Origin of the sequence: Streptosporangium fragile, from assembly GCF_039534445.1 — a bacterium.
GTDB lineage: Bacteria > Actinomycetota > Actinomycetes > Streptosporangiales > Streptosporangiaceae > Streptosporangium > Streptosporangium fragile.
This window is the reverse complement of the sequence record NZ_BAAAVI010000004.1, coordinates 146,553-173,180: the sequence shown is the minus strand read 5'-3', so window position 1 is coordinate 173,180 and position 26,628 is coordinate 146,553. Positions and strand designations below refer to the sequence as shown.

At 73.0% G+C, this 26,628-nt stretch carries 24 protein-coding genes; 15 read left to right on the top strand and 9 right to left on the bottom strand.

Features of this window, described 5'->3' with window-relative positions:
- Positions 1-37: 37 nt before the first annotated feature.
- A complete protein-coding gene (locus ABD841_RS04550) occupies positions 38-1,210 on the bottom strand; it encodes a trans-sulfuration enzyme family protein (RefSeq protein WP_344968142.1) in 1,173 nt (390 codons plus the stop codon).
- Positions 1,211-1,272: 62 nt separating this feature from the next.
- Between ABD841_RS04550 and ABD841_RS04545 the strand changes: the two genes are divergently transcribed.
- The 5 genes from ABD841_RS04545 (at position 1,273) to ABD841_RS04525 (ending at position 6,274) form a co-directional block, all read left to right on the top strand.
- Entirely contained in the window at positions 1,273-2,706 is a 1,434-nt protein-coding gene (locus ABD841_RS04545; protein ID WP_344968140.1) for an aminotransferase-like domain-containing protein, read from the top strand.
- A gap of 173 nt (positions 2,707-2,879) precedes the next feature.
- Complete coding sequence (locus tag ABD841_RS04540) at positions 2,880-3,785, top strand: ABC transporter ATP-binding protein (protein WP_344968138.1); 906 nt, start codon at positions 2,880-2,882, stop codon at positions 3,783-3,785.
- The gene (locus ABD841_RS04535; RefSeq protein ID WP_344968136.1) at positions 3,782-4,558 is read left to right on the top strand and encodes an ABC transporter permease; all 777 of its coding nucleotides are present in this window, start codon (positions 3,782-3,784) and stop codon (positions 4,556-4,558) included. Before ABD841_RS04540 ends, ABD841_RS04535 begins: the two co-directional genes overlap by 4 nt.
- Before the next feature lie 10 nt (positions 4,559-4,568).
- Positions 4,569-5,672 (top strand): sensor histidine kinase, encoded by a 1,104-nt coding sequence (locus tag ABD841_RS04530; protein ID WP_344968134.1) that lies wholly within the window; start codon positions 4,569-4,571, stop codon positions 5,670-5,672.
- Positions 5,669-6,274, top strand: coding sequence for a response regulator transcription factor (locus ABD841_RS04525; protein ID WP_344968132.1), 606 nt, complete (start codon positions 5,669-5,671; stop codon positions 6,272-6,274). Before ABD841_RS04530 ends, ABD841_RS04525 begins: the two co-directional genes overlap by 4 nt.
- A gap of 227 nt (positions 6,275-6,501) precedes the next feature.
- Here the strand turns inward: ABD841_RS04525 and npdG are convergent, their stop codons facing one another.
- Positions 6,502-7,167, bottom strand: a complete 666-nt coding sequence (gene npdG, locus ABD841_RS04520) for an NADPH-dependent F420 reductase (RefSeq protein ID WP_344968130.1) — start codon at positions 7,165-7,167, stop codon at positions 6,502-6,504.
- Between the two features lie 91 nt (positions 7,168-7,258).
- Between npdG and ABD841_RS04515 the strand changes: the two genes are divergently transcribed.
- Positions 7,259-7,837, top strand: a complete 579-nt coding sequence (locus ABD841_RS04515) for a hypothetical protein (RefSeq protein ID WP_344968128.1) — start codon at positions 7,259-7,261, stop codon at positions 7,835-7,837.
- A gap of 137 nt (positions 7,838-7,974) precedes the next feature.
- Here ABD841_RS04515 and ABD841_RS04510 read toward each other — a convergent pair whose 3' ends face one another.
- Complete coding sequence (locus tag ABD841_RS04510) at positions 7,975-8,916, bottom strand: LysR family transcriptional regulator (protein ID WP_344968126.1); 942 nt, start codon at positions 8,914-8,916, stop codon at positions 7,975-7,977.
- Between the two features lie 104 nt (positions 8,917-9,020).
- Here ABD841_RS04510 and ABD841_RS04505 point away from each other — a divergent pair, with 104 nt between their 5' ends.
- Positions 9,021-9,290 carry a CBU_0592 family membrane protein gene (locus tag ABD841_RS04505; RefSeq protein WP_344968124.1) on the top strand — a complete coding sequence of 90 codons (270 nt, stop codon included), beginning with the start codon at positions 9,021-9,023 and terminating at the stop codon, positions 9,288-9,290.
- Positions 9,287-9,946 (top strand): cyclase family protein, encoded by a 660-nt coding sequence (locus tag ABD841_RS04500; RefSeq protein ID WP_344968122.1) that lies wholly within the window; start codon positions 9,287-9,289, stop codon positions 9,944-9,946. Before ABD841_RS04505 ends, ABD841_RS04500 begins: the two co-directional genes overlap by 4 nt.
- A gap of 96 nt (positions 9,947-10,042) precedes the next feature.
- Here ABD841_RS04500 and ABD841_RS04495 read toward each other — a convergent pair whose 3' ends face one another.
- A complete protein-coding gene (locus tag ABD841_RS04495; RefSeq protein ID WP_344968120.1) occupies positions 10,043-10,225 on the bottom strand; it encodes a hypothetical protein in 183 nt (60 codons plus the stop codon).
- A 44-nt stretch (positions 10,226-10,269) separates the two neighbouring features.
- Here ABD841_RS04495 and map point away from each other — a divergent pair, with 44 nt between their 5' ends.
- Positions 10,270-11,118 carry a type I methionyl aminopeptidase gene (gene map / locus ABD841_RS04490; protein ID WP_344968118.1) on the top strand — a complete coding sequence of 283 codons (849 nt, stop codon included), beginning with the start codon at positions 10,270-10,272 and terminating at the stop codon, positions 11,116-11,118.
- 160 nt (positions 11,119-11,278) lie between these two features.
- Here the strand turns inward: map and ABD841_RS04485 are convergent, their stop codons facing one another.
- The 4 genes from ABD841_RS04485 to ABD841_RS04470 all read right to left on the bottom strand — a co-directional run bounded on the left by ABD841_RS04485 (position 11,279) and on the right by ABD841_RS04470 (position 15,874).
- Positions 11,279-11,692: a sensor histidine kinase gene (locus ABD841_RS04485; RefSeq protein WP_344968116.1), complete on the bottom strand. Its 414-nt coding sequence runs from the start codon at positions 11,690-11,692 to the stop codon at positions 11,279-11,281.
- A 177-nt stretch (positions 11,693-11,869) separates the two neighbouring features.
- Positions 11,870-13,903, bottom strand: a complete 2,034-nt coding sequence (locus ABD841_RS04480) for a bifunctional copper resistance protein CopD/cytochrome c oxidase assembly protein (RefSeq protein ID WP_344968114.1) — start codon at positions 13,901-13,903, stop codon at positions 11,870-11,872.
- Positions 13,900-14,517, bottom strand: a complete 618-nt coding sequence (locus ABD841_RS04475; protein WP_344968112.1) for a copper resistance CopC family protein — start codon at positions 14,515-14,517, stop codon at positions 13,900-13,902. The genes ABD841_RS04480 and ABD841_RS04475 overlap by 4 nt, the downstream gene beginning before the upstream one ends.
- Positions 14,518-14,581: 64 nt before the next feature.
- Positions 14,582-15,874, bottom strand: a complete 1,293-nt coding sequence (locus tag ABD841_RS04470) for a helix-turn-helix domain-containing protein (protein ID WP_344968110.1) — start codon at positions 15,872-15,874, stop codon at positions 14,582-14,584.
- Between the two features lie 914 nt (positions 15,875-16,788).
- On the opposite strand from ABD841_RS04470, the gene ABD841_RS04465 reads away from it, so the two are divergent.
- From ABD841_RS04465 to ABD841_RS04445, 5 genes are all read left to right on the top strand, one after another.
- On the top strand, positions 16,789-17,397 hold the full coding sequence (locus ABD841_RS04465) for a helix-turn-helix transcriptional regulator (RefSeq protein ID WP_344968108.1): 609 nt from the start codon (positions 16,789-16,791) through the stop codon (positions 17,395-17,397).
- A gap of 230 nt (positions 17,398-17,627) precedes the next feature.
- Entirely contained in the window at positions 17,628-19,415 is a 1,788-nt protein-coding gene (locus ABD841_RS04460; protein WP_344968106.1) for an AfsR/SARP family transcriptional regulator, read from the top strand.
- Between the two features lie 166 nt (positions 19,416-19,581).
- On the top strand, positions 19,582-19,800 hold the full coding sequence (locus ABD841_RS04455) for a hypothetical protein (RefSeq protein WP_344968104.1): 219 nt from the start codon (positions 19,582-19,584) through the stop codon (positions 19,798-19,800).
- 124 nt (positions 19,801-19,924) lie between these two features.
- Complete coding sequence (locus ABD841_RS04450; protein WP_344968102.1) at positions 19,925-22,204, top strand: xanthine dehydrogenase family protein molybdopterin-binding subunit; 2,280 nt, start codon at positions 19,925-19,927, stop codon at positions 22,202-22,204.
- 35 nt (positions 22,205-22,239) lie between these two features.
- Entirely contained in the window at positions 22,240-23,616 is a 1,377-nt protein-coding gene (locus ABD841_RS04445) for an NCS2 family permease (protein WP_344968100.1), read from the top strand.
- Between the two features lie 91 nt (positions 23,617-23,707).
- On the opposite strand, the gene ABD841_RS04440 is transcribed toward ABD841_RS04445, so the two are convergent.
- Positions 23,708-24,718 (bottom strand): excalibur calcium-binding domain-containing protein, encoded by a 1,011-nt coding sequence (locus tag ABD841_RS04440; protein ID WP_344968098.1) that lies wholly within the window; start codon positions 24,716-24,718, stop codon positions 23,708-23,710.
- 777 nt (positions 24,719-25,495) lie between these two features.
- Between ABD841_RS04440 and ald the strand changes: the two genes are divergently transcribed.
- On the top strand, positions 25,496-26,611 hold the full coding sequence (ald, locus tag ABD841_RS04435; protein WP_344968096.1) for an alanine dehydrogenase: 1,116 nt from the start codon (positions 25,496-25,498) through the stop codon (positions 26,609-26,611).
- Positions 26,612-26,628 lie beyond the last annotated feature (17 nt).

The following is a 26,628-nucleotide window of genomic DNA, read 5'->3' as shown; positions in this document are numbered from 1 at the left end:
ACCCGGGACTCCATCGGCCCGGGCCGGGAGCGCCGGGTCAGGAGAGCGCCTGCTCGAAGTCGGCCCACAGGTCCTCGATGTGCTCGATGCCGACCGCCACCCGGACCGTGCCCTCGCCGATCCCGTGCCGGGCGAGTTCCTCGGCCGAGAGCGAGCGGTGGGAGGTGGTCGCCGGGTGCAGGATGAGCGTCTCGACTCCGCCGAGGGACGGGGCCAGCAGCGCCAGCCGTACCGAGCTCATGAACCGCTCGCCCGCGGCCCGCCCGCCGACCAGGTCGAAGGAGAAGACCCCGCCGAAGTCGGGCAGGAGCTTGGCCGCCAGCTCGTACGAGGGGTGCGACGGCAGGCCGGGCCAGTGCACGGCGGAGACCGCCGGGTGACCGTCGAGGCGCAGGGCCAGCTCGCGGGTGTTGGCGCAGTGGCGCTCCATCCGCAGCGGCAGCGTCTGGATGCCGCGCAGGGTGAGCCACGCCGCGAAGGGGTCGGCGGTGGCGCCCAGCTCGATCGCGAAGGACCACACCCTGCGGTGGAGCTCCTCGGCGGCGAAGACCGCGATCCCGCCGAGCACGTCGGTGTGCCCGCTCAGATACTTGGTCGTGGAGTGGACCACGATGTCGGCGCCGTGCTCCAGCGGCCGGCAGAGGATCGGCGAGGCGAAGGTGTTGTCGACCACCGAGATCAGGCCCGCCTCGCGGGCGGCGGCGCACATCCCGGGCAGGTCGGCGACCTGGGTCACCGGGTTGGCGATGGTCTCCAGGTAGACCAGCTTCGTCTCGGGCCGGACGGCCGCGCGCAGCGCCGCCGGGTCGTTCTCGGGCACGTAGGAGACCGAGATCTGGAAGCGCTCGACCAGGTCGTTGATCATCGCGGCGGTGCCGCCGTAGAGCGCCTTCTGCGCGATCAGGTGGTCGCCGGGCTGGAGCAGGCCGAGCAGCACGGAGTTGATGGCGCCCATGCCGGAGCCGGTGGCCACCGCGGCGACCCCGCCCTCCAGCCCGGCGACGGCCTCCTCCAGGGAGCGGACCGTCGGGTTCGACAGGCGCCCGTAGACGAAGGGGCCGTCGGGGCGGCCCATCCCGTCGGCGAAGACGGCCGGGTCGTCGAAGACGAAGCCCGAGGTCTGGTAGAGCGGCACCGCGATCGGGCGGCTGCCGTTCAGCGAGGGCTGGGGAAGGTGGACGGTACGGGTCTCCGGACGGAAATCAGTCATGTGTCAAGAATGTCCGGTTTACCGGTCGGTTGTCAGATCCAATCAGGCAATATTGGTTCATCATGCGAGCCAATTACGACGAACTGATCACCGGCCTCGGGCGCTGGTCGTCGGGCAGAGGCCCGCTCTACCTCCTGCTCGCCACCCGGCTGCGCGCCATGATCGACGATGGCGAGATCCCGCCCGACACCCTGCTCCCGCCCGACCGGCTCCTCGCGCGAGGGCTCGCGGTCGGCCGGGGCACCGTCGTCGCCGCGTACGACCTGCTCCAGCAGGAGGGCAAGGTCGTCCGGCGGCAGGGCAGCGGCACCCGGGTCTGCACCGCGGAGCGGACGGCGGCCCTCGGCCCCGCCGCCCCGGTGGTCAACCCGCTGCTGCTGCACCTGCTCGACCCGCCGGACGGCGTCATCCTGCTGACCTGCACCGCACCCGACGAGCCTCCCCCGGCGCTGATCGAGGCCTACCGGGAGGCCGCCGCCCGGCTGGCGCGGGTACGGCACGACATCGGCTACCACCCGGCCGGCCATCCGGTGCTGCGCGAGGCCCTCGCCTCGTACTACCGGGCGCGCGACGTGCCGACCTCGGCGGACCAGATCCTGGTCACGAACGGCGGGCAGCAGGCGCTCACCCTGCTGGCCGCCCTGCTGGTGGCACCCGGTGACACGATACTGACCGAGACGCCCACCTACCCGGGCGCGCTGGAGTCCTTCCGCGACGCCGCCGCGCTGTTCCGCACCGCCGGGGACCCGGACGCGTTCGGCGCGGCGCTGGCGGACCGCCCGGCGCTGGCCTACCTCGTCCCGACCGGGCACAACCCGACCGGCGCGGTCATGTCCCCGCTGACCCGCCGCCGCCTGGCCGCGCTCGCCGTGAAGCACGACGTGCCGCTCGTCGACGACGAGGTCCCCGCCGAGCTGTGCTTCTCGGGCGAGCCGCCACCCCCGCTCGCCCACTACGCGAGCGGGCAGCAGCTCATCACGGTCGGCTCGCTGAGCAAGCTCGTCTGGGGCGGTCTGCGCGTCGGCTGGATCCGCGCGGCGCCGCCGCTGGTCTCCCGGCTGGCACGGCTGCGCGCCCTCCACGACCTCGGCGGCGAGGTGCTCTCCCAGTTCGCGGCGGCCCGGCTGCTCTCCCAGGTGGGCGAGCTGCGCCGCGACCGGGTGACGCTCCTGCGGCGGCGGCACGATCATCTCCTCGCCGAGCTGGGCGCGCGGCTGCCCACCTGGAGCGCCGAACCCGCCCAGGGCGGGCAGACGGTCTGGGCTCGGCTGCCGGACGGCGACGCCGACGCCTTCGCCCAGGTGGCCCTTCGCCACCGGGTCGCGGTGCCCCCGGGGCGCTCGTTCGATCCGTCGGGCGGCCACGGCGACCGACTGCGCCTGCCGTTCCTGTTCGACGAGAAGACGATCACCGAGTCGGTGACACGGCTCGCCGCCGCCTGGCACGACTACGACGGCGCACGCCGTCCCCGGGCGCTGCGGGGTCTGATCGTCTGAGCCGTCCCGGGCACCGCGCGGGCCCACGCGCGGACTCCCTCCCGGCACCACGTGAACTCACCGCGCGGGCCCGCGCGCCGTCCGGACACCGCGCGGGCCCGGGACGGAGAAACCCCGCCAAGTCGTGAATTCCTCACTGTTTCCCGGCGGGGCCGATCTCCAGGATCGGAGGCATGACAGCGATTCACGTGGACGGGCTCAGGAAGAGCTACGGGGACTTCGCGGCGGTCAGGGGGCTCTCCTTCGAGGTCGCCGAGGGCGAGATCTTCGCCCTGCTCGGACGGAACGGGGCCGGCAAGACCACGACGATGGAGGTGCTCGCGGGCTTCCAGGCACCGGACGAGGGCACCGTGCGGGTGCTCGGGCTCGATCCCGTCAGGGACCGCGGCGCGCTCCGCGCCCGAACCGGGATCATGCTTCAGGAGGCGGGGTTCTTCCCCGACCTGACGGTGGCGCAGACCGTGGACGCCTGGCGCGACTTCGTCTCCGCCGCCCGGCCCCGCGACGAGGCGCTGGAGCTGGCCGGGCTGGGCGGCCGGGCCGGCACGAGGGTGCGCCAGCTCTCCGGCGGGGAGAAACGCCGCCTCGACCTGGCCCTGGCCCTGCTGAGCCGCCCCGACCTGCTGTTCCTGGACGAACCCACAACGGGCATGGACCCCGAGGCGCGCAGGAACACCTGGGAGGTCATCCGCGACCTGGCCGGACGGGGCACCACGGTCCTGCTCACCACGCACTACCTGGAGGAAGCACAGCGGCTGGCCTCCGGGGTGGTGATCATGGACCGGGGCGTGGCCGTCGCCGGCGGCGGCATGGCCGAGATCCTGGCCGCCCGAGCCGGCCGGGTCGCCTTCGAACTGCCCGGCTCCGTCGCGCCCGGCGACCTCCCGGTGCCCGTCACGGTGCTGGAGGGACGGACCGCGGTGTGCCGCGTCCCCGACCCCGACCTCGCCGCGCAGACCCTGTTGAGCTGGGCGGGCGAGCGCGGCCTGCGCCTGCGCGGCCTCCAGGTCCGCACGGCGACCCTCGAAGACCTGTTCCTCGACCTCGCCGAGCGCGAGAACGCGACGGAGGTGGCGTGACCGTGACGGCACGGAACCTGGCCGCGGTGGGCCGCTTCGGCGCCCGCCTGTACTGGCGCGACAAGGTGACGCTGAGCACGTCCGTGTCGCTCTCCCTGGGGCTCGGCATCGGGCTGCCGCTCCTGATGGACCGGGTCCGCCCGGGACACCCGGAGGTGGTGCTCACCCAGCATCTGGGGGTGCTCGCGATGATCCTCACCATCGCGACGTTCAGCCAGATCGCGGTGACGCTCACCACCCGGCGCGACCAGCTGATCCTCAAGCGGATGCGGGCCGCCGGACTGACCGGCCGCGACATCCTCGGCGGGGAGATCGCCAACCTGGTCGTCCAGACGACCCTGCTGGCATGCGCCGTCTCGGTGGCGCTGTACGCGCTGACCGGGCTGCGGGCGCCGCGCGACCCCCTGCTGTACCTGGTGTTCGTGGTCGCGGGCAGCGCGGTGCTGTGCCTGCTCGGCGCCGCGGTCACCGCGCTCATCCCCCGCGCCGAGGTCGCCCCGGTCATCACCATGCCGTTCTTCCTCCTGGCCGGGGTCGGCGCGGGCGGGTTCGGCCCGCTGGTGGAGCTGCTCCCCGGCTGGGTGGGCTCGGTGCTCGACCTGCTGCCCACCGCGGCGATCGTGGAGGCGGCCCGAGTGGCGTACGCCGCGGACGGCACCCTCGCGGGAGACCTGCGGGCGGCGGCCGTACCGGCGCTGACGCTGGCCGTCTGGGCCGCCGTCGCCCTCCTCGCGATCCGGCGCCGGTTTCGCTGGGAAACGCGGACGCCTTAAGTTTCCTGGCATGCGGGTAACTCCACAGCGCCTGGCGGTCGGGCTGATCGTACTGATCTCCGTGGGCTTCATGATCTCCCCGGTGGTGCTGATCTCCCAGGGCGGCGGCCCCGCGGGGGCCGCCATGCTCGCGGTCGCGCTCGTCGCCTTCTTCGTCCCCCACTGGCTGCACGTCCGCACGGCCCTGCGCGGCGCGGAGCCCGGCGGTCCGGGCCTCTCGCTCCTGGTCCAGACCCTGGCCGCCTACGCGCCGATCCCGCTCCTGCCGGACGGGCTCGGGAAGCTGTGGTGGGGGGCGCCGACCATCCTGCTCGGCTCGTTGCTGCTGCGCCTGCGCCCGCCGCTCGCCCTCGGTGCCCTGGTCCCGATGACGGTGCTCCAGTTCGTCGCCGCCGGGGCCGCCGACCCGCGAGGCTTCGACCCGCTCTACGGTCTGCAGGGCGCCACCACGCTCTTCCTGACCGGTTTCGTGATCTACGGGGTGGTCCGGCTGGTGGTGGTCAGCCGGGAGCTGGAGCAGGCCAGGATGGAGCTGGCCGAGGCCGCGGTGCTGCGCGAGCGGCTGCGGATCTCCCGGGACCTGCACGACGGGCTGGGCGGCAGCCTGGCCGCCATCGCCCTCAAGGGCGACCTCGCGCGCAGGCTCGTCGAGCACGACCCCGGGGCCGCGGAGAGCGAGCTCGCCGAGCTGGTGCACGTGGCCAGGGACGCCGCCCAGGAGGTGCGGCAGGTCGCCCGCGGGTACCGGGCGATGTCGCTGGCCGACGAGGTGCACCGGGCGGTGGCCCTGCTGGAGGCGTCCGGGGTGAGCTGCCAGACCAACCTGGCCGGGCTGGAGGTCCCCCGGCCGGTCGATGAGGCCCTGGCGTGGGCGGTGCGCGAGGGGATCACCAACGTGGTGCGGCACAGCCACGCGACGACCTGCTCGATCAGCACCTCCGCGCACGGCGGCACCGTACGGCTGGAGGTGGTCAACGACGGCGCCCCGGAACGCCGCGCGGACGGCGGCGGGCTGACCGGGCTCCGGGAGCGGGCCGGCGGCCTGGGCGGCTCGGTGAGCGCGGAGCGCACCCCGAACGGCGGCTTCCGGCTCGCGGTGGAGGTGCCCGCGTGATCAGCGTGTTGCTGGCCGAGGACATGCACATGATCCGCGCCGCGCTCAGCGCGCTGCTGCGGCTGGAACGCGACATCGAGGTGGTCGCCGAGGTCACCCGGGGCGACGAGATCGTCCCCGCGGCGCTGCGCACCCGGCCGGACGTGGCGGTGCTGGACATCGACCTGCCGGGGGTCGACGGCATCACCGCCTCGGTGGAGCTGCGGGAGAGGGTGCCCGGCTGCCGGGTCCTGATCCTGACCGCGATGGGTCAGCCGGGCCAGGTGCGCCGGGCGATGACCTCGGGCATCGAGGCGTTCCTGGTCAAGGACGCCCCCGGCGACCGCCTGGCCGACGCGGTCCGGCGCACCGCCCGGGGCCTGCGGGTGCTGGACCCCGAACTGGTCGCCGCGGCCGTCCGGTACGGGGCGAGCCCGCTGACGCCCCGCGAGACGACCGTGCTCCGGGAGGCGGCGCGCGGCGCCCCGGCGGAGGAGATCGCCAGGCGGCTCCACCTGTCGGCCGGGACCGTGCGCAACTACCTGACGAGCGCCATCGCCAAGACCGGCGCCCGTACCAGGATCGACGCCGTCCGCATCGCCGAGGACGCCGGCTGGATCTGACGCCGGCCCGGCGGCCGGGGTGCGGTCGGGCGCGCTCCGGGACGGCCGGTGGCCCGCCTCCGGACGCCGGCCGGGCATCGCCGCCGGATGACCGGCTCCCGCCGGGACCGGCTCCCGCCGGGACCGGGTTCCCCGGCGAGGTCGCGGTTCCCGGCGAGGTCTCGGTTCCCCGGCGAGGTCGCGAGGAGGCGGCAGACGTCCGCCCGGCGAGGTCGCGCGAGGAGGCGTCAGACGTCCGTGACCCGCAGGCCGGCGTGGGCCTTGTAGCGGCGGTTGATCGAGATGAGGTTGGCCGTCAGCGCCTCGACCTGGTGGGCGTTGCGCAGCCGGCCGCCGTACACCCCGCGCACGCCGGCGATGCTTCCGGCCAGCGCCTGCACGATGTCGGTGGCCTCGCGGTCATCACCCAGCACGAGCACGTCCAGGTCGATCTCGGCGACCTCCGGGTCCAGGAGCAACACGGCCGAGACGTGGTGGAAGGCGGCGACCACGCGGCTGTCCGGCAGGACCGCGGCGGCCTGCTGGGCGGCGCTGCCCTCCTCCACGGGGAGCGCGTAGGCGCCCTGCTTGTCGAAGCCGAGCGGGTTGACGCAGTCGACGACGATCTTCCCGGCCAGCTCGGCCCGCAGGGACTCCAGGGTGGACCGGTGCCCGTCCCACGGGATCGCCACGATCACCACGTCGGCCTCGGCCGCCACGGTCGCGTTGTCCGCGCCGCGTACCGTGCCGTCGATGCCCGCCGCCGCCTCCTGAGCCCGTGCCGCGCTGCGCGAGCCGATCAGCACCGTGTGCCCCGCGAGGGCGAACCGCCGGGCGAGGCCCTTGCCCTGGTCGCCGGTGCCGCCCAGGATCCCGATGGAAATACCGCTCACGTCCGGAATGTCAGTGCTCACTCGTCGCTCCTCGTCATCCTCAGCTTCCTCAGATCATGTCAGGGCCGCGTTCGGCGGGCCATTTCGGGGTGAGTGAGGCACGATGGACCGCATGGACGCCAGGTCGGTGGCACTGCTGCGGGAGATCCTCGACTCGACCGGCTGGGTGGAGCGCACCCGCGAGCTCGGCCTCGCCCTCCGCGCGACGCGCTCGCCCGGTGGCCTCCTCCTCGTCGGCACGCCGCAGGAGGAGCCCTGGCACCTGACCGCGCACCTGGGCGACGAGGCCAGGCTCTCCGGGCTGCCGCAGCTCGCCCCCACGCTGGTGCGCTGGGCTCCCCCGCCGGACGCGCCCGCGCACCTGCGGGTCGGGCTGGAGCGGATCGAGGAGGCCGGGCGGGGCGAGACCCTGTTCGTGGTGGCCGAGGAGCGCGCCCCGGAGACGCTACTGGAGCGGGTGAGCGACGCCCGCCGTACCGGGGCGACGGTCCTGGCCCTGGACGGCGGCGACCCGGAGCTGGCGGGCCTGGCCCACGACGCGCTGACGGTCCCCGAGCGGGCGCCCTTCTCCTTCGACGGCGCCCAGCACCTGGTGAGCATGGCGGCCGGGGAGGTCGAGCGGCGCGCCGGCCTGCGCGACCGGCTGGCCAGGCTGCTGGAGCGCATCAGCGGCCCCCGGATCTCCGACTGACAGTGATGATGTGGACGAATGCCCCCGGTGAGGTCTGACCCACCGGCTGACCGCCCCGCCCGGCCGTCTCCCCCGTCTCCCCCGGCGCTCGCCGGGTCGTACGACCGGCTCGTCGGCCGGCACCCGGGCGGCGGCCCTCAGCGCGCCGCCCAGCGCTCGCCGATCCGCACGGCCAGCTCGTCGGCCGCCTCCCGGAGCGCGGCGATGACCACCGCCTGCACCGGGTCGGGCTCACCCGAACGGGTGCGGCTGACGCGGGTCACGGCGTCGAGCCTGCGGGCGCCCACATTGGTGATGCCGGTGACCACGACCTCGCCGTCCGGCACCTCCAGAAGGGCCAGCGAGGGCACGATCGCCACCCCGTGTCCCGCCGCGACCAGGGCGAGCGTGGGCGGGAACTCCTGGATGAAGTGGACCCGCCGGGGGGTGAAGCCGTGCAGGGCGGCGAGCCGCTCCAGGGCGTGCCCGCAGGCCTGGTCGGGCGGCCCCGCCACCCAGGGCGCGCCGGCCAGGTCCGCGACGTCACGCGGGACCTCCGCCCAGCTCGGCGGCACCACGATGCGGTACTCGTCCACGTGGAGCGGGTGCGAGACGATCGACTGCTGTGCCGGGACGACCTCGTCGGCGTCCTGCTCGGTGAGGGCCAGGTCGACTCCGCCCAGCCGGAGCTCCCGCAGCGCGGGCGAGCCGTAGAGCTCCCGGATGTGCGGCGTGATCTGGGGGTGCCGCTCGGCCAGCTTGCCCAGCGCGGGCACCAGCAGGTGCCGGATGACCGTGGGGAAGGCCGCGATCGAGACCGGTCCGGCCAGCCGCTCGGTGAAACGGATCAGCTCGCTCCTGGCCTCGGCCAGCTCCTCCTCGACACGCTCGGCGTACCCGGCGAGGACCCGGCCCGCCGGGGTGAGGGCGACCCGGCGCTGCGACCGGTCGATCAGGGCGAGCCCCACCTCCCGCTCCAGCAGCGCCAGTTGCTGGGAGACCGCGGAGGCCGTCAGGTGAAGGGCCTCGGCCGCACGCATGACGCCGCCGCGCCGGGCGACCTCGTGAAGCACGCGCAGGCGCCGGGGATCGATATCCATGCAGCTCAGCTTATGTTGAGATTAAGGAAAGTTAATTTGCACTTCAGTGACGGCAGCGGAAATCATAACCGCATGCTCTCCTTCACCACCGGCGGGTGACCCCGGTGTCCGTTCTCGTCAACCTTCTCGGCTGGGCCGGCGCCGCGGCCATGCTGTACGGGTACGCCATGGTGTCGGCGTCCCGGATGGCGGGCGACGGCATGACCTACCAGGCGATCAACCTGGTCGGGGCGGCCGCCCTGATGGTCAACACGGCCTACCACGCGGCCTGGCCCTCGGCGGTGCTCAACGTCGTCTGGGGCGCGGTCGGCCTCGCCTCGGTCACCCGGCTGCTCTCGGCCCGCCTCGGGGAGAAAGGGGCGCGGATCCCGTGACCCGCCTGGTCGAGCTGAGCCACCGCATCACCGAAGGCATGATCACCTACCCGGGCATCCCCGGTCCCCGGCTGGGCGTGCACCTGAGCCGGGAGGCCTCCCGGGAGGTCTACGCCCCGGGCACCGAGTTCCACATCGGCAGCGTCGAGCTGGTCGCCAACACCGGCACGTACCTCGACACCCCCTACCACCGCTACCCGGACGGCCCCGACCTGGCGGGGGTGCCGCTGGAGGCCGTCGCCGACCTGCCGGGGCTGGTCGTGCGGGCCGAGGGCCTGCGCTCGGTCGGCCTGGAGCGGTTCGCCGGGCTCGACGTGCGCGGCCGGGCCGTGCTCGTCCACACCGGGTGGGACCGCCGCTTCGGCACCGAGGAGTACTTCCACGGCCACCCCTACCTCGAACCGGCCGCGGCCCGATGGCTCGCGGAGCGGGGCGCCGCGCTCGTCGGCATCGACAGCCTCAACATCGACGACACCCCGCCCCGCGGGGAGCGTCCCGCCCACACGGTGCTGCTGGGCGCGGGCATCCCGATCGTCGAGCACATGACGGGGCTGGCCGCGCTGCCCGACGACGGGTTCCGCTTCCACGCCGCCCCGCCGATGGTGGGAGGCATGGGCACCTTCCCCGTCCGCGCGTACGCCGTCGTCGACGGATAGGCGGCGGGCGTCCGCCGGGGGCGGGACACGACCCCGCCGGACGCCCGCCGCGCGGCCCCGCCCCACGCGGCGACGCGGGGGCGCCGGGGACGGCCGTCAGTCGTCCCCGTTCCAGGCCCGGTCCTTCTGCGCCCACGCCTCGTTGCGCTCCGCCGCGGTCCGCAACGCGCCGGCCGCGGCCTCGCGGGTCTCGTACGGGCCCATCCGGTCCTTGTTCGGGCAGCCCTCCTCGGGCTCGACGGCCATGTGCTTGAGACAGAACCACCATTGATCGCTCATGCGGCAATCCTGCCCAGTGGGAAGCGCAACTAGACTGGGGGACCATGACGACACTGCTCCAGCCCGGGCGGATATCGCCCCTGCGCAAGGTCCCCGCCCACATCCCGCGGCCGGAGTACGTCGGGAAGAAATCCCCGAAGACCGGCGAGGCCGACGTCAAGACCCCCGAGATCATCGAGAGGATGCGCGTCGCGGGCCGGATCGCCGCCCAGGCGCTCGAGGAGGTCGGCAGGCACGTGGCCCCCGGCGTCACCACCGACGAGCTCGACCGGATCGGCCACGAGTTCCTGTGCGACCACGGCGCCTACCCGAGCACGCTCGGCTACCGGGGGTATCCCAAGTCGCTGTGCACCTCGATCAACGAAGTGATCTGCCACGGCATCCCGGACGACACCGTGCTGCGTGACGGCGACATCGTCAACGTCGACATCACCGCCTTCATCGGCGGCGTGCACGGCGACACCGACGCCACCTTCCTGGTCGGCGAGGTGGACGAGGAGTCACGTCTGCTGGTCGAACGCACCCGCGAGGCGACCAACCGGGCCATCAAGGCCATCGCCCCGGGCCGGCAGCTCAACGTGGTCGGCCGGGTGATCGAGGCCTATGCCAAGCGGTTCGGCTACGGTGTGGTGCGCGACTTCACCGGTCACGGCATCGGCACCACGTTCCACTCCGGCCTGATCGTCCCGCACTACGACGACCCGTCGCTGGCGATCGCCCTGGAGCCGGGCATGACGTTCACCGTCGAGCCCATGCTGACGCTCGGCACCATCGAGTACGACATCTGGCCCGACGGCTGGACCGCCGTGACCAAGGACCGCAAGCGGACCGCGCAGTTCGAGCACACCGTTCTGGTGACCGAGAGCGGCCACGAGATCCTGACCCTCCCCTAGGCTCCCGGGGTTCGCCGCGGCCGCCGGCCCCGGGCTCGCGGTATCGGCCGCTCCCGCCCGTGGCCGTCCAGTGCCACCGTCCCGTGCCGCCGGCTCGGCCGTCTCGCCGCGGTCGTTCCGGTGCGCCGGACAGGTGTCGCCGGACGCACCGGTGGCGGTGTCAGCGGCGGCGGGGCACCACGCCGGTGACGGTGGTGCCCTCGCCGGGCACGCCGTTGATGGTGAACGAGCCGCCCAGGTCGGTGAAGTGGGTGCGCATGGCGGTGACGCCCCGGCCCTCGGCGGGGCCGAGGAAGCCGACGCCGTCGTCGCTGACCGTCATGCGCAGGCCGCCTCGGCCCAGGGTCACGGCGACGGAGACGACGCGTGCCCTGCTGTGCCGTTCGACGTTGGAGAGTGCCTCCCCGAGGGTGGCCAGGACGGCCCTGGCGACCTTGGCCGGGACGTCGCGGGCCGGCAGCGCCCAGATCTCGACGGTGATCCCGGTCCGCTCGGACCACTCGGTCAGATGCTCCTCCAGAGCCTGGGCCAGGCTCCGGCTACGGCCTTCGCGTATGCGCAGTTCCTCGGACACTGCTCAACCTTCCTGATGCACATGGCAGCCACCGGCCCCCCGACCTGATGGGTGACTGGGCGTGGCGCGCGACGTCGAAGTGCTGCGCCCGCTGCGGTGAGCACGAGCCCCCTGCACTACCAGGCTACCCGGCGGTACCGAGGTGATGCTCGAAGATAGAGGGCCGTGGCTGTCCGGCTACTCTGCGACGTCTCGCCTGTTGAGTTTGGCCAGGTAGTCATTGTAGGCGTCGAGCTGGGCGTCGCCGGTGCCCCCGTCGCGGGCCGCGACGGCGTCGGCCCGGCGGTCGGCGCGCCGGGCCTTGCGATCGTCGTCGCGCCACCACTGGAAGGCCAGGGCGATGAGCACGATCAGCGTCGGAATCTCCCCGAAGCCCCAGGCGATGGCGCCGCCGGTCTGCTGGTCGGAGACCCCCGAGGCTCCCCAGGTGCGGCCCAGCTGGTCGTACCAGTCGCCGGCGAGCACGGTGGTCATGCTCATCAGCGCGATGCCGAAGAACGCGTGGAAGGGCATCGTCACGAACAGCAGGACCAGCCTCGCCACGTGCGGCAGCTTGTAGGGGGCCGGGTCGACGCCGATGATCACCCAGAAGAACAGCGAGCCGCTCAGCAGGAAGTGCACCGTCATGGCGATGTGGCCGAGGTGCTCCTCCATCGCGGCGGCGAACAGCGGGGTGAAGTAGAGCGCGTACGTGGAGACGATGAAGATCGCGGTGGCGATCGCCGGGTGGGCGACGAAACGCACGTACCGGCTGTGCAGGATCGTCGTCAGCCACTCACGGGGCCCCCGGTCACCGCGGCGGGCGGCGGGCTTGAGGGCGCGCAGGGCCAGGGTGACGGGCGCGCCGAGCACCAGGAAGATCGGCACCATCATCGACAGCGTCATGTGCTCGGCCATGTGCACGCTGAACAGCACCTTGGCGTAGCGGGCGACGCCGCTCTGGGTGGCGATCAGCAGGATCAGCACACCGGTGAACCAGGCGGCGGTGCGGCCCGCCGGCCAGGAGTCGCCGCGTCGCCTGAGCCGTACGACACCGGCGAGGTAGAGGCCGCCCAGCAGGGCGATCAGCGTGCCGGAGAACAGGTCGAACCACCACAGCGAGACCAGGTTGGCCAGGGAGATCTCCGGCGGCATGGTGTAGCCGAGCAGCTCGAAGGCCCGGTCGACCGGGAGCACCGCCGGGGGCGGCGCGGTCCGGGACAGCGCGACGGCCAGCCCGATGGCCGCGAACATGACGACGATCTCACCGGTGGCGAAGCGGACGAACGTGCCGGCGCCTCCCGCGGCGAGCAGCGGCATGGTGCGCCTGCGGTGCCACCAGCCCGCGGCGCCGAGCAGCGCGAACGCTGCGGTCTTGGCCAGCAGCAGCAGGCCGTAGGCGGAGGTGAAGAGCTCGGAGACCGAGGCGAGCCTGGCCATGACGCTGAACAGGCCGGACAGTCCCACCCCGGCGAAGCACCACAGGGCCATCGCGGAGAACCGGGCGGCGGCGATCTCCAGGTGCGGCCGGCGGCCCAGCGCATGGGCGCAGAGCGCCACGAGCCCGCCCACCCACAGGGCGAGGACCACCAGGTGGACGGCGACGCCGGTGGTGGCCAGATCGTGGTTGGGCGAGGAGGAGGAGTGACCGGTCAGCGCCGGCGGGAGCATGGTGACCAGGGCGAGGACCAGGAGCCCCGCGGCCGCGCCCGCGGTGATGGCCCCGCGGGCGAAGAGCGCGATGGCCACCGCGAACAGCACGACCAGGGTGAGGGCGATGCCCTGGGACACCTGGCTGGCGAAGCTGGTGAGCTCGTTGCCGCCGAGCACGTCGGCGACGGGCAGCCCGAGCGCGTCGGAGAGGCTGAAGACCATCGTCGCGGCGGCGGCCCCGGCCCACGCGAGGGCGGTCCAGGAGGCGACCTTGACGTAGCCGAGGGCCGGCTTGCCGAGCAGGCCCTTGTCGTTGGGGAGCAGGAAGGCGGCGGCCAGCAGCACGCCGACGGTGAGCACGCCCGCGACATCCATCGCGAGCTTCGACAACGGCAGCCCCCAGCGGGTGAACGCGCCCTGGTCGGGCAGGCCGGGGATGATGCGCGGGGTGGCGGCGCCTCCGGCGATCATGGCGATCACCAGCGCGGCGACCGCCGCGGCCCCGCCCGCCACGGCGAGCTTCACCGCCCGGCCGGTGCCGCCCGCCTCCGCCCGCGTGGGCTGCGCGACCTTGCTCATGGCTGCTTCTTGGCGCGCATGCTGAAGAACAGCCCGATGCCGACGCCGGTCAGGCCGCCGACGATGATCCACGCCCAGCCGGGGATGCCGCCGGAGGAGCTGGGCTCGTCCGCGCCCCGGGCCGCGGGGGCCGGGCTGATCGTGGCGACCGGCGTGCTCCCGGCGGCGGGATTCTCGACCGGGGCGGTGGCGGCCGGGCTCTCGGTGGCCGGGGCGGACTCCGAGGCGGCCGGCGACGGCGACTCCGTGGCCGAGCCCAGCAGGGTGAAGGGGATCTCGCCCTCGATCGGGTGGCCGTCGGAGGAGACCACCCGGTAGGCGATGACGTACTTGCCGGGCGGGAGACCCTCGCGCACCTTCTGGGTCACCACCGGGCCGTCGGTGACGGCCTTGCCCTCCTGCCAGGAGTCGTCCCCGGAGCGGACGACGACATTCGGGAAACGCACCGAGGCGGTGAACGTCAGCTTCACCTCGCTCAGGCTCTCGACCTCGGCGCCCTCTGCGGGATCGCTGCTCTTGAGCCGGTCGTGGGCGAGGGCGGGCGAGGCGAAGGCCGTGCCGAGGACGAAGGCGGCGAGAATCGCGAGGACGACCGCGACTGGGGAAGTCTTCATGGCAACCACAAGGCTACCGACGCCACCCCGCGGTCTCGACCTCCCCGTCCCGGTCGGCGCCCGGCTACAACCCGACGCAGGCCAGTGCTCTTTTGTAGGCGTCGATGCTCCTGTCCTTCTCGTCGATGCGCTCCAGGACCCGCGCGGCGGTCAGCCAGGCGTGCGCGGTGTAGCGGGTGACCGGCGCCTGCTCAAGGCACTCCTCACCGGCCATGAGCTCCTGCGAGGCCTGCTCCCGCATGCCCAGCTCGGCGAGGGCCTCGCCGTACAGCAGCCGGGCCTCGGCCCGCATCGCCTGCGGCATGCCGTCAAGCAGGTCGCAGACGAAGCGCATGCGCTCCGTGGCCTGCTCGGGCCGGGCGAGGAGCAGTTCCACCCGGGCGAGGTTCATCGCGCAGCGCATCTTGTCCATCGGGTTGGCCGAACTCTCGGCCAGCTCGCTCTCCACCTTGAGCAGCACGTCGCACCAGGCCTCCGCCTGCATGGGCCGCACGGTCAGCATGACCTGGGCGTAGTCGCCGCGCAGCCGGGCCAGCCGACGCGGGTCGCTGTACTCGGACTGGATGGCCATGGCCCGCTCGACGTGCGCGACCGCCTCGTCGGCCTGGCCGCTCTCGACGGCGACGATCGCGGCGCCCCAGTGCGCCAGGGTGAGCGACAGGGGCGAGCCGAGAGTCTCGGCGGCGGCGAGCAGCTCGGCGGAGAACTGGCGGGCCCGGAGCAGGTCGCCGCGGCTGACGTACGCGGCGAGAAGCTGGCCGCCCAACCGGACCAGGCCATCGGTCCAGGCCGGCCGGACCGGGCCGCCGAGGATCTGCTCGGGGACGTGCACCGCCCTGGCCAGATCGCCCTGCTCGCGGTGGCACCGCGACAGGGCCACGGCGGCCGCGATACGGCGCTCGGGCGACATTGTCGCCGCATCGTTCTCACACAGCCTGTCGAGCAGCGCGATCGCCTCGTCCAGGTCGCCGCAGGCCTCGGTCGCCAGGGCCAGGCCGTACTCGGCGTCCTGCCACAGCTGGGGCAGGCCCGCCAGGCCGCCGTCGGCGAGGAGCTCGGCGTAGCGCGTGCGGGCCTCGGCGACCTCACCGTTCTCCATGGCCAGCTGCGCGTAACTGAGCGCGCGCTCGATCTCCTGCATCTGCTCGGCCGTCACGCCGTTGATCAGATAGGTCAGGGAGCAGTCGAGCTTCTCGGCCAGCAGCTCCAGCACGGCGGGCGTCGGAGTACGCTTGCCGCTCTCGATGAGGGACACGTAACTGTCCGACAGCTCAGGATGAGCCAGCTGCGCCTGGGACAGGCCACGTTGCCGACGGACGGCCTTGATGCGCTGCCCGACCAAGTCTTGACCAGTCACGTTGCCCCTTGAAAGATAATATTTGAGCAGCAGAACCTACGACAGGAGTCTCCCCGTGTGCCGACGCCTTGCCTCGTCTGCCCTCGCCGTGCTATTTGCGGCTATTTTTGCCGTCACTGGCAATGTTACGACCGCGAACGCTGATTCGTCTGCCCCTCCAAAGGACCGCGGTAAGTATTCTTTGAACTACGACGTCCAGTCTGGCCTGGGCTGGGGCTTCCCGGACTGATCGGTGACTCAGCCCGTCCGCGGGATCGAGAGCAGACCGAATCCTCCTCACCCACCGGTGTGAGGGACATCCGCAGCAGCCGCTCCGCCACGCGGAGCCCGCACGGACCGTGCGGGCATGAACGGCAGGCGTTCCACGGGGTGGGGCCCGTGGACACGCCGAATGCCCGCGCCGGACCGCGATGATCTCGGAGCCGCGGCAGGGCGCGACCGGACGGCAGGCGAAGGACGCACGGCACGCGAGGCGACGAACCGGCGACTCCCACTTCCCCCCGCGGGGGCACTCCCACATCGGCCACGGTTCTACGAAGCCATCGCTTCCGTCCGGCATCAAGGCGATTTCCTAAACCGGTCAGTCCGCCTCCCGGCGGCTCCGGGGCACGCCCGCCCCGCACTCCCGCCGGACACCGCACGAGCCGTCCCGCCCCGGAAGGCACGGCCGTCACCCTGGACATCACGCGGCACCCGAACGCACGCCACGCGTACGGCAGCACGACGTGTCTCTAGATGACCTCTAGGACCTCCTGTGACAGTGACAGCGAATGTCCCGAAACAAACGGATATTTCGGAGCGATCCATAAAGTGCGGGGCCCCATCGGTCATGCCGTTTCTTCAGCTCAGAGCACTGGTAGCCGGGCGGGGCGATCACCGCGTCACTGCGAACCGGGGCGACAGGACGGGGGCACATGACCACCTACTTTTCTCCGGCTTCTCTCGCGGCACGGGAGAGCCATCGGATCCGGTACGACTTCGAAACCCTCTGCTCGTCCGCGAGCCGGAGCATATCCGCGTTCCTCCTGACCTCCGGAGACGACATCGCGCTCACCCGGTTTCTCGGTTCGATCACCGTCCGGCCGGGCGTGCGGACGCGGGTCGTCGCCGGTTCTCCGCTCTCCGCCGCCGGTCTCCCGGAGGCGGTGGAACTGCGGGTCGATCCGCTGATCTCCGAGAGCCTCCTGGTCGTCGACGACCGCATCGCGGCGACCGGCCACGTGGCACGGGCGACGGCGGTGCGCGAGCCCGCGCTGGTCACGCTGCTGAACGACCTGTTCGAGCGCGTCTGGGCGCACGCCGAACCGCGACCCGGCGGGCCGGACCTCCTCCCCTCCCTGACACGCCGGGAGAGGATCGTGCTGAGGATGTGCGCGGAGGGCCTGACGGACGAGGTGGTCGGCCGCCATCTCGGCCTGACGTCCCGTACCGTGCGCCGGCACATGGCCAACGCGATGGAGCGCATCGGGGCGCAGAGCAGGTTCCAGGCGGGCATCCGGGCCGCGAAAGCGGGAATCATCTGACCGGCTCGGAAGGAATTCCGGGGAGCCGCCCCCCCATGAATGGAGGTTCCGACTTCCGGTCCGCGTTATCGGAAACCCTTCGCGGCCGGAGCTCCGGAAAGGTTCACCGCCCGCCGCGCACCGCCGGACGCGCGCCGGGGAAAGCATCCGGAAAATCCAGCCGTAATCCATCGGATAAACTCATTCCCCGCGACTTCGCCACGCCCTGCCCGACCGCGTGTGGAGGCCTTGTGGATGAGACCGGAGCCACCGTCGTGATAGGCGCCGAATCGCAGGAAGACGATTTGCACCTCGACCTCCTGGGACCGGTGAGCAGCCGGAGGGGCTCGCGGGCACTCGATCCGGGAGAGCCCCGGCGGCAGGCGGTCCTCTGCATCCTCGCGGTCAACGCCGGGCAGGTGGTCGCCAAGGACCGGCTGATCGACGGGGTGTGGGGGGAAAACCCGCCGAAGACGGCGGGGCAGAGTATTTACACGTACGTCTCCGGACTGCGGCGGGTGCTGGAGCCGGACCGGGACCCGCGGAGACCTCCGCGGCTGTTGGTGTCCGCCCCCGGCGGGTACGCGTTGCGGCTCGCGCCCGAGCGGGTGGACGCCCTGCTGTTCGAACGCCGTCTCGACCGGGCCCGGAGGTCGCACGCGGACGCCTCGTACGAGGCCGCCCTCCGTTCCGTGGACGGCGCGCTGGAGCTGTGGCGGGGGCCGTGCCTGAGCGGGGTCCCCGGCCCGTTCGCCGAGTTCGAGCGCGAGCGGCTGGGCGGGCTCCACCTGTCGGCCCTGGAGCTGCGCGCGGACCTGCTGCTCCTGCTCGGGCGGCCCCAGGAGGCCGCCGCCCTGCTGTTCGCCGTGATCCCCGAGCATCCGCTGCGGGAACGGCTCCGCGAGCTGTACATGGTCGCGCTCTACCGCTGCGGCCGGCAGGCCGAGGCGCTGGACGTCTACCAGGAGACCCGGCGGCTGCTCATGGCCGAGCTCGGCATCGAGCCGCACGAGAGCCTGCGGCGGTGCCACGAGCTGATCCTGCGCGCCGCCCCGTTGCCGGGCCCGCCCGTACCCCCGGTCTCACCGGCCCCGGAGCCGTCACGGCCCGCGGGGCACCGCGTGGCGGCACCGGAGGAGGTGCCCCGCCAGCTGCCGCGCGACCCCGTCGGCTTCGTCGGGCGCGCAGAGGAACTGGCCCGGTTGAGGGCGCTGCTCTCCCCCGCGGACGGCGGCCCGCCCCGCCACGTGGTCGCGGTCACCGGCGCGCCCGGCTCCGGCAAGTCCACCCTGGCGGTCCGGGACGCCCACCTGGTCCGCGACCGCTTCCCCGGCGGGCAGCTCTACGCGAACCTGCGCGGGGCGACCCCGGGCATCAGGCGGCTCGAACCGATCGAGGTGATCACCAGGTTCCTGCGCGATCTCGGCACGCCCCCGCGGGCCGTCCCCACCGACGTCGACGAGGCCGCCGCCATGTGGCGCAGCAGGCTCGACGGCCGCGAGATCCTCGTCGTGCTGGACGACGCCGCCGACCTCGCCCAGATCCGCCCGCTGCTCTCGGTGCCGGTGGGCAACGCGATCCTGGCGACCAGCCGGGAGAGCCTCGCGCTGCTCGACGACGGCGCCCACGTGCCGATCACCGGGATGCGGCGGGCCGAGTCCGCCGCGATGCTCGCGAACCTCATCGGAGCCGAGCGGGCCGCGGCGGACGTCCGGGCGACGACGCGCCTGATCGACCTCTGCGGGGGCCTGCCGCTGGCCGTGGGCATCGCGGGGGCCCGGCTGGCGAAGCGGCCGCGATGGAGCGTGGCCGACCTGGTGGGGCGGCTGGACGACGAGCGGAGGCGGCGGAACGCGCGATGGAGCGACTGGTCGACGCGCACCTCGCGGAGGAACACGAGGCGGGGAGATACCGGCTGCACGACCTGGTGCGACTGTTCGCGGCCGAGCAGACCGCGCTGCACGAGACGGAGCAGGACCGCACCGCCGCCCTGGACCGGGCGCTGGGCTCGTACGTGGCGACCGCCCGCCTGGCTCTGAAACTGACCCACTACCCCACGGTGCCGGCGGACGTCGAACTCGACGCCGCCCCTCTCCTTCTCACCTCCGATGCGAAAGGCTCGGCGAGATCCATCTCGACCTGGGAGACGCCGCCTCGGCCTACTCCTGGTTCGAGGCCGGGCTCTCCTGCGCGCGGGCCGGGAACGTGAGCGTCGCCGAACCGTACCAGCTGCTCGGTCTGGCCCGTTCCGCCCGGCTGCTCGGCGACCTCGACCGGGCCTCGGCCCACCTGGCGCGTGCCGTCGCCGCCGTCCGGGCGACGGGGAACGAGGAGCTGAAGGAGCCGCTGTCCGTGGAGGAGGCGGCCATCCTGGCCGCCCGGGGAGAGCCCGTCACGACGGCGGACGGCACCCACGCCCGCTGAAAGACGACTGGGCGGCGGCGCCCGCCGGGGACAGCCGGGTGGTGCCGCAAGATTTGCCCACGGCCCCGTCCCGGCTTGCGCCGTGTCTGCCATTCCCCCTCCTGAACTGGGCTGATGTACTGCTGTGGTGAGCGGCATCGAGACACGGCCGAGCCGGGGCATCGGCGAGAGCGTGCTGCGCCCCGACGGGACGCTGAAGGTGACGGGCGAGTTCGCCTACTCCTCCGACCTGTACCTGGCGGACATGATCTGGGGGGTGACCCTCCGCAGCCCGCACCCCTCGGCGTGGATCCGCTCGATCGACATCGGGCCCGCGCTGGCCATGCCGGGCGTGTACGCGGTGCTCACCCACGAGGACGTGCCGGGCGAGAAGTTCTACGGCCTGGACCGCAGGGACCAGCCGGTGCTCGCCGTCGACCAGGTCCGCTACCAGGGAGAGCCGGTCGCGCTGGTGGCCGCCGACCACCCCGAACGTGCCCGCCGAGCGGCCGCGGCGATCGTCGTGGAGTACGAGGTCCGCGAGGCCGTCACCGACCCGCGCCGGGCCGCCTTCGACCCCTCCTGCCCGGCGGTGCACGAGCACGGCAACGTGCTGCGCCACCAGCCGGTCCGCGTCGGCTCCCGTTTCGAGGCGCCGGTGGTCGTCACCGGCGAGTACGAGGTCGGCATGCAGGACCAGGCCTTCCTCGGCCCGGAGTCGGGGCTGGCCGTCCCCGCCGAGGACGGCGGGGTGGACCTGTACATCGCCACCCAGTGGCTGCACGTCGACCGCGGCCAGATCGCCCCGTGCCTCGGCCTGCCCGAGGAGAAGGTGCGGCTCTCCCTGGCCGGCGTGGGCGGCGCGTTCGGCGCCCGCGAGGACCTGTCCATGCAGGTCCACGCGTGCATGCTGGCCCTGCGCACGGGCCGGCCCGTGAAGATCGTCTACAGTCGCGAGGAGTCCTTCCACGGCCACGTGCACCGGCACCCGGCCCGGATGCGCTACGAGCACGGCGCCACCCGCGAGGGCAGGCTCGTCTACGTCAAGGCGGAGATCCTGCTGGACGGCGGCGCCTACTGCTCCACCTCCCCCGCCGTGGTCGGCAACGCCGCCTCGCTGGGGGTGGGCCCGTACGAGGTGGACAACGTCCGGATCGACGCGTACGGCGTCTACACCAACAACCCGCCGTGCGGCGCGATGCGCGGCTTCGGCGCGGTCCAGGCGTGCTTCGCCTACGAGTCCCAGATGGACCGGCTGGCCGAGGCGTGCGGGCTCTCCCCGGTCGAGGTCCGCGTGCGCAACGCGGTCTCGCAGGGGTCGACGCTGGTCACCGGGCAGGTGATCGACTCCCCGGCGCCGCTGGCCGAGATGCTGCGGGAGCTCGCCGCCATGCCCCTGCCGGAGGACCCCGACGGCCCGGACGTCCGAAACGGCCGGGGCGGCGCGGACGGCACGGACGCCTGGGACGGCCCCGGAGGGCTCGGCCTGCTGGACCTGCCCGGCGGCGTGTCGCAGACCACCCACGGCGAGGGCGTGCGGCGGGGCGTCGGCTACGGCGTCGGTATCAAGAACATCTGCTTCTCCGAGGGCTTCGACGACTACTCCACCGCCAGGGTCAGGGTGGAACTGCTCGGCGGCGAACCGCACGTCCTGGTGCACACCGCGGCGGCCGAGGTGGGCCAGGGCCTGGTGACGATCCAGGCGCAGATCGCCAGGACCGAGCTCGGCATCGACGCGGTGACGGTCGCGCAGGCCGACACCTCGGTCGGGTCGGCGGGCTCGTCGTCGGCCTCCCGGCAGTCGTACGTCACCGGCGGCGCGGTCAAGGCGGCCTGCGAGGCCGTGCGCGAACGGCTGGACGCGCTGCGGGCCGACGGGTCGTCGCTGGTGGAGGCGCTGGAGCGGGCAGGGTCCGTGGAGGAGACCAGGGAGTACCGGCACCGGCCGACCTTCCCGATGGACCCGGTCGCCGGGCAGGGCGACTCGCACACGCAGCTCGCGCTGTGCGTGCACCGCGCGGTCGTGGACGTGGACGTGGAGCTGGGCCTGGTCAAGGTGGTGGAGCTGGCCGCAGTCCAGGACGTGGGGAGGGTGCTGAACCTGTCCGCGCTGGAGGGGCAGATCCACGGCGGCTCCGCGCAGGGGCTGGGGCTGGCGCTGATGGAGGAGATCCAGGTCCGCGACGGGCGGGTGCTCAACCCGTCGTTCACCGACTACCTGATCCCCACCATCCTCGACATGCCGCCCGTACGGGTGTCGATCCGGGAACATCCCGACCCGCACGCCCCGTACGGCCTGCGCGGCGCGGGCGAGCCCCCGACGCTCTCGTCCACCCCGGCCGTGGCCGCGGCCGTCCGGGCCGCCACCGGCCTGCCGCTGACCCGCGTACCGATCCGTCCCCATGACATCGCACTGAAGGGGTAGGAACCGACCATCCCCCCGGTCCGAGAGGGGGAGCCGTGGATCGATTCTTCGAGCTGTCGGCACGGGGAACGACGGTCGGCCGCGAGATCCGCGGCGGCCTCACCACCTTCATGGCGATGGCCTACATCATCCTGCTCAACCCGATCATCCTGGGCAGGGCGGTCGACGTCACCGGGGCGAAGCTCTCGATCTCGCAGCTCACCACGTCGACCATCCTCGCGGCGGCGGTGAGCACGCTGCTGATAGGCCTGGTGGGCAACGCGCCGTTCGGGGTCGCGGCGGGGCTGGGGCTGAACGCGGTGGTCGGCTACCAGGCCGCGCCGTACATGACCTGGGCGCAGGCGATGGGCCTGGTCGTGCTGGAGGGACTGGTCATCGTGCTGCTGGCCGTCTCGGGACTGCGGCAGATCATCATGAACTCCATCCCGCTGGCGCTCAAGCACGCCATCAGCGTGGGCATCGGCCTGTTCATCGCGCTGATCGGGCTGGTGGACGCCGGATTCGTCGGGCGGGGCACGGGCTCCCCGGTGCAGCTCGGCGCCACCGGGCACCTGGTGGGCTGGCCGGTGGTGCTGTTCTGCGTGGGCCTGCTGCTGATGATCGTCCTGTACGTGCGCCGGGTCCGGGGGGCGATCCTGATCGGCATCGTGGTGACCGCGGCACTGGCGGTGCTGGTCAACACGGTCGCCACGGTCAAGCCGGAGAGCTGGGGGGTCGTGGTGCCCCGGGTGCCCGAGGCGATCGTCGCGGCGCCGGACTTCGGGCTGGTCGGCCAGGTGGACGTGTTCGGCGGGTTCGCCCGCGCCGGGGCGATCACGGCGACGGTCGTGCTGTTCACCCTCGTGCTGTCGGGGTTCTTCGACGCGATGGGCACCATCATCGGGGTGAGCGACGAGGCGGGGCTGGTGGACGAGCAGGGCCGGGTGCCCCGGCTGGGCGCCATCCTGACCGTGGACGGCGTGGCGGGGGCGCTGGGCGGATTCACCAGTTCCTCGGCCAACACGGTGTTCGTGGAGTCGGCGGCCGGGGTCGGCGAGGGAGCGCGGACCGGCCTGGCCGCCGTCGTCACCGGCGCCATGTTCTCGCTGACGCTGCTGTTCACGCCGCTCGCCTCGGTCGTCCCGGCCGCGGCGGCGGCCCCCGCGCTGGTGCTGGTCGGCGCGCTGATGATGACGCAGGTCAAGAACGTCCCCTGGGACGATCTGGCCCTGGCGATCCCCGCGTTCCTGACGATCGCCCTGATGCCGTTCACCTACAGCATCACCAACGGCGTGGGCGCGGGGGTGATCTCCTACACCCTCATCCAGGCGGCGATGGGGCGGGCCGGGCGGATCCCGTGGCTGCTCTGGGTGGTCACGGCGATCTTCACGCTCTACTTCGCCATCGAGGGCGTCGAGGCGCTGGTCACCTGAGCCGCCCGGAAACCCCGAGGTGAAGCCGCCCCCGGAAGTCCCGGGGGCGGGGTCGCCCGCGGGGCCCGGGTCCGGACCCCGTGCCGGACCGCTAGCGGTCGCAGGCGACTCCGTCCTTGTCCGCGTCGATGTACCAGTTGTACTCCTCGTGGGTGTCCCGGTAGTAGGGACCGTAGCCGTCGGCGACGGCGGCCCTGCAGGTGCGGTACTGGGGGTCGAGGTCGCCCCTGGCCGGGGCGATCGGCGCGTCGGGGTCGGCGGCCGACCGGCCCCCCGCCGTCGGCCGGGCCCCGCCCGTCGGCTGGGTTCCGGTCCCGGTGTTCGGCTGAGTGCCGGTCCCGGTGCTGGGCTGCGCACCGGTGCCGGTGTTCGGCTGAGTCCCGATCCCGGTGCTGGGCTGGGTGCCGGTGCCGGTGTTCGGCTGAGTGCCGGTCCCGGTGCTGGGCTGGGTGCCGGTGCCGGTGTTCGGCTGAGTCCCGGTCCCGGGCTGGGTCCCGCCTGTCGGCTGGGTCCCCCCGGGCTGGGCGGGGTCCGACGGGGTGAAGATCGACGAGCTGGGCTGCGTACCGCCCGGCGGCGCGCTCGCGGTGCCGTCCGAGGCGCGCAACCGCGCGACCATGGCGTCCGCCTGCTCCTTGGTGAGAGCACCCGCGATGCTGAGGCTGTCGTCGGTGATCGCCTGGACGACCCGGGGCGCCGCCACCACCTTCTGCCCCACGACGATCGCGATCTGCTGCCTGACCGGATCCTGCTGCTTGACCGCCTCCTCGGTCAGGTCGCTGATCTGCTCGCGGAAGGCGGGGGCGAAGGCGATCCTTACCGAGTAGGCGCCGCTCTTCTCCTGGACGGCCTCGATCTTCCACACCGCGTTCACGGTGACCCCGGCGGCGACCGTGTAGCAGGTCTGCCCCAGGTCGTCGGGGTAGGTGTCGGGAGCCGTGCAGGGCCCCGGCTTCGCCTCGGTCACCGGGGCGAAGTGGATGGGGACCGCCAGCCGGCTGGGCGGCTTGCCGCCGAGAGGCATGTCGGGGTTGCGGGTCATGAGCACCGCGATGGTGCCGAGCACACCGGTGATGAGCACGACGACGACCAGGGCGATCACCAGGATCACGGTGGTGGCCCGGCTCGCCTGGGGATACCCGGGCGTCCCGGTTCCCTGCGCCCCGGGCGGCTGCCCGCCGCTCCCCGGCCGTCCCGCTCCCTGCGCCCCGGGACCCGGCCCGGCAGGAGCGCCCGGCCCCTGCGCTCCGGGACCCGTCCCGCCGGGGCCCTCCCCCACGCGACCGCCTCGGCCGGGTCCGCCGGCGCCGGGCTCCGCCCCCGCGGGGGCGTGACCACCGGGGCCTCCAGGACCGCCCGGACCACCAGGCCCCGCGGGACCGCCGGGCCGGCCCGGACCGTTGAGACCACCGGGACCGTTGAGACCACCCGGACCACCGGGACCGGGGAAGGTGCCGGAGCCGGGAGCGGCACCGGGGCCGCCGGGACCGGGAGGACCGCCGGGGCCGGGGAAGGTTTCGGCCGTGCTCTCCGACGGCTCGAAGGGAGCGCGGGCGCGGAGAGCGGGACCGGGACCCGGCGACCCGGCGAACGGGTCAGGAGACCCGGCCTGAAGCCCCTGCGGCCCGGAGGGCCTACCCGGCCCCGCGTGCTTGCCCATCGTCACATCCCCGCAATGCTCACACTTGTCGCGGTGAGCCTATCGATCAGGGCAAGGAGCCGGTAACCCGGAAGTCAAGACCTGTCCGGAAACCCGGCCTCCCCGGGATTCTTGACAGCCTGTCACCAACCCTGGCGGATTCCTGGCACCTTGCGCGTGGTGACCGCCTTTCCGGGAACGCACAGTGAGAAGAGGACAGGCGCGCACCCTGGAGGAGCCGTGAAGATCGCAGTTCCCCGCGAGGTCAAGAGCCATGAGTACCGCGTGGCTCTCACTCCCGCCGGGGCCCATGAGTTCGTCAGGCACGGTCATCAGGTCTTCATCGAGAAGGACGCCGGAGTGGGGTCGTCGATCCCCGACGCCGACTTCCGGAGCGTCGGGGCGACCATCCTCGACTCCGCCGACGACGTGTGGGCCGCGGGCGACCTGGTCCTGAAGGTCAAGGAGCCGGTCGCCGAGGAGTACCACCGGATGCGCAAGGGACAGGTGCTCTTCACCTACCTGCACCTGGCCGCGTCGCGGGCCTGCACCGAGGCCCTGCTCGGCTCGGGCGTCACCGGCATCGCCTACGAGACCGTGCAGACCGCCAACGGCTTCCTGCCGCTGCTGGCCCCGATGTCCGAGGTGGCCGGGCGGCTCGCACCCCAGGTGGGGGCGTACCACCTGATGCGCCAGGGGGGCGGGCGGGGTGTGCTGATGGGCGGCGTGTCCGGCGTGCACGCGGCCAACGTGGTCGTGATCGGCGCCGGGGTCTCCGGCATGAACGCGGCCGTCATCGCGCTGGGCATGCAGGCGGAGGTGCTGCTGCTCGACCGCAACATCGACAGGCTCCGCCAGGCGGACGTGATCTACCAGGGCCACTGCAAGACCGTCGCCTCGAACACGTACGAGATCGAGCGGGCGGTCGTGGCCGCGGACCTGGTCATCGGCGCGGTGCTGGTGCCGGGCGCGAAGGCTCCCAAGCTGGTCAGCAACGAGCTGGTCTCGCGCATGAAGCCCGGCTCGGTGCTGGTGGACATCTCCATCGACCAGGGCGGCTGCTTCGAGGACTCCCGCCCCACCACCCACGACGATCCGGTCTACCGGGTGCACGACTCGGTGTTCTACTGCGTGGCCAACATGCCCGGCGCGGTCCCGCACACCTCGACGTACGCGCTGACCAACGTGACCGTCCCCTACGCCCTCGCGATCGCCGACCTGGGCTGGCGCGAGGCGCTGCGGGGCGACCCGGCGCTGGCCCTGGGCCTGAACACGCACGAGGGGCACCTGACCAACCGGCCCGTGGCCGAGGCCCACGGGCTGGAGGCGGTGCCCCTGGAGAACGTGCTGGCCTGACGGGAGCCGACGGCCCC